The organism is Schnuerera sp., assembly GCF_035459645.1.
In the GTDB taxonomy this organism is placed as follows: Bacteria; Bacillota; Clostridia; order Tissierellales; family Tepidimicrobiaceae; genus Schnuerera.
Map to the genome: position 1 here is coordinate 1 of NZ_DATHXO010000307.1, position 3425 is coordinate 3425.

Genomic DNA, 3425 nt, shown 5'->3' on the forward strand with positions numbered 1-3425 from the left:
ATTTACAATAGGCATCGCAATGGTTCTAGCATATATCATGGTTGTACGTAGGGGCAGACCCATATGTCTGACCTCTAATAATAGGACACATAATTTATAAAATATACATCAGTTAAATTATATATCTAAGGTATTTGGTACCTTGTCCCCATAAAATAAAGTTCTTCAACAAGTAAATAAAGTATTTCAAAGTAGGAGAGTCTTAGATTAAAATCCAAGAAGCCTCCTGTTTTTTTTATCCCTTTTTATTTTCGCATTCCATTGTTGAGGAGGAAGAGAAGCTTTTTGAGATACTTGGGGACTGGGAATGGGCTTTAGGGTTATAAAAAGTTAAAGACTATATTTAAAATGTATGAATTCAAATCCCTTGTTGTGATTTTTGAATATAGGTATTTAAGGCATATAAATTCGTGACTAAAACACTATCAATAAAAGTAATAATGCATAAGCAAAACTAATAACAGACAAAAGATTGTTTGTTATATAATAAACTTATACATGTAAATGTAAAATAAAAAACAAGGGGGTTTAAACATGAAAGTTTCAGAACAAAAAATAGTTTTACGCAAAGGAGAGATATTATTAGGGTTTATAGGGATTTTATTGATAATTGTACTAGGTAAGGCATTTTTAAAAACTGACATATTATATTTTAGACTTCTTATAGGTACAGGATTAGGCTATACTCTTACGAGGGCATATACTGGATTTGCAGGAAGTGTAAACAGAGCTTATAATACTGGTTCTACAAAATTGATCAGAACTTTAATGTTTATGTTTTTTATATCAGCACTGTTAACAACAGCTTTTCTTTTTAAAAACGATCCTACAAGTTATAATCTTTGGATAAATCCCATTAATTTGGGGCTTTTGGTAGGAGCAATATTATTTGGATTCGGTATGTCCTTTTCATCATGTTGTGCTAGTGGAGTTTTAACCGATTTAGTTACAGGATTGCCTAGAGCTATAATTACATTGATATTTTTTAGTATGGGTGTATTTCTTGGTCTTCCTTTACAAAGTTCAGCAAGTTGGATTACAAACTCATGGTTCTCTACACCAACAGGAGAACATTTTTCTGGAGGAGTATTCTTACCTGATCTATTTAAATGGGGTGGCTTTGAAGGTTATTTAGGAGCATTAATATTAATTGGAATATTATGTGCTATAGTTATATTCATATCATATAGTTATGAAAAACAACGCAAAGAAAATAAAAGTTATATTGGGCATTCTATGGAACAAAATCAAGATATGTTAGAGTCTTTAGACGCAGAGAATTTTAAACTATTTAGTATTGAAACGTATGATCATATCTTTGTTAAACCATGGACATTAAAGCAGGGAGCAGTGGGACTTGCAATATTATTTACCTTATTAATGGGTATAACTAAAGCTGGATGGGGGGCATCTACACCTTATGGCATATGGTTTGGGAAAACGTTAACTTTATTTGGCGTGTCAGCTGAATCAATTGCTTCCTTCACTAAAAAATCAGCAGATATTTTTACACTACCATTCTTTGAACATCCGGTTTCTGTACAAAACTTTGGTATAGTATTAGGAACAGCTATATATCTTCTAACAGCAGGAAAATTCAAAGAGACTTTTATGGCAGAGATGCATATAACTCCAAGGGAAGGATTGCTTTATGCTTTAGGTGGAATAACTATGGGTATAGGAACAAGGCTTTCCAATGGTTGTAATGTAGGGGCGTTATATACCCCAATTGCTAACTTTTCCCTTTCTGGATGGATATTTTTATTGTTCATGGTTTTAGGTGGGATAGTTGGAAACAAATGTGCAAAAAAATGGTTTAAAGCTGAATAAATAGGTTGTTGAAAAGAAGATTTAATATTCTATTTTGGGAATTCTATTCATATTACCTACAGCATGTGGGCTTAATCCTTTTGGTTTGTTCATTATTAATAATTAAACTACAAAGGGTTAAAGCCCTTATTTTCTTTCTAAAGCTCATATAGATTAAAATACATGAGAATTATCTTAAATATAGAGAGATTAAGTAAATAATTATATTATAATAGTATTAATGGACTCAAGAAAGGATGATGATTATGAAATATATTGATTTAAGAAGCGACACTGTAACTCAGCCAACGAAAGAAATGAGAAAAGCCATGTATGAGGCTGAAGTTGGAGATGATGTATATGGAGATGATCCAACGGTAAATAGATTGGAAGAGTTGGCAGCTAAGTTGGTAGGCAAGGAATCTGCTCTATTTGTTCCTTCTGGAACAATGGGGAATCAAATAGCTATTATGGTTCACACAAAATTAGGAGATGAAATAATACTAGGTGCCAATAGTCATATAGTTCAACATGAAGTAGGTGCTGCAGCCAGACTTTCAGGGGTTAGTTATTCAGTTGTGAATAATCCAGATGATAAGATATATGTAGAAGATGTACAGAGAAGAATAAGGAGCCAAGATATTCATTATCCAGAAACAGGTTTATTATGTATAGAAAATGCTTTAGGAAATGGTACAGTAGTATCTTTACAAGAAATGGAATCTTTATATAAAGTTGCTTACGAAAACCATATCCCCGTACATTTAGATGGAGCTAGGTTATTTAACGCTGCTACATATTTAAAGGTAAGGGCTAACCAAATAGCTCAATACACCGATTCTGTAACATTTTGTATATCAAAGGGGTTATGCTCTCCTGTAGGATCTTTACTCTGTGGTTCTAATGAGTTTATAAAAAAAGCTAGAAAGATGAGAAAACTACTAGGTGGAGGTATGAGACAAGCAGGCATTCTTGCAGCATCTGGCATAATATCTTTGGGAAAAATGATAGATAGACTTGAAGAAGATCATGAAAATGCAAAATATTTAGCTAAGAAGTTGAATGAAATAGAAGGTCTATCTGTAGATATGGATAAAGTACAAATAAATATGGTATTTTGCAAAGTATCTAAAAAAGATTTCAATTCTTATGAATTTACTCAAAGATTACTCCAAAAAAGAATCAAGGTAAATGATGACGGTAATATAATAAGATTTGTTACTAATAATGATATAACTAAGGAAGATATTGACTATTTAATAGAATCTATAAAAGAATATATTTAGAAAATGATATTAAAAATACGATTTGATTAATAATCAAATCGTATTTTTAATAAACAAATTTGTTGATTTTATTACGAAAATATTAATAATATGTAACAGTTTAAGTAAACTGTTACATATATTAAAGGAAAAATTTACTATTTATATTCTCGTGCTGAATTCGTAAGTTATTCGCAAAAATAAGGGGGTATTGCAGTGTTGGAGGAACCATTGAATAAATTCAATTGTAAATACTTTGAGGCTTTTAATAATAACCATACGCCTATGCTAATAATAGATGCTAAGACAAAAAAGATTGATGATGTAAATTTAGCAGCTTGTAATTATTAT

At 31.0% G+C, this 3425-nt stretch carries 2 protein-coding genes; both read left to right on the plus strand.

What is annotated here, in order from left to right; all coding sequences use genetic code 11:
• Positions 1-534: 534 nt before the first annotated feature.
• Complete coding sequence (locus VK998_RS07200) at positions 535-1830, plus strand: YeeE/YedE family protein (protein ID WP_325227026.1); 1296 nt, start codon at positions 535-537, stop codon at positions 1828-1830.
• 245 nt (positions 1831-2075) lie between these two features.
• Entirely contained in the window at positions 2076-3095 is a 1020-nt protein-coding gene (ltaE, locus tag VK998_RS07205; RefSeq protein ID WP_325227029.1) for a low-specificity L-threonine aldolase, read from the plus strand.
• Positions 3096-3425 lie beyond the last annotated feature (330 nt).

Bases quoted from the DNA above. Each gene is read 5' to 3' on its own strand.
- VK998_RS07200 (WP_325227026.1), top strand. From the start codon at position 535: ATGAAAGTTTCAGAACAAAAAATAGTTTTACGCAAAGGAGAGATATTA.
- ltaE (WP_325227029.1), top strand. From the start codon at position 2,076: ATGAAATATATTGATTTAAGAAGCGACACTGTAACTCAGCCAACGAAA.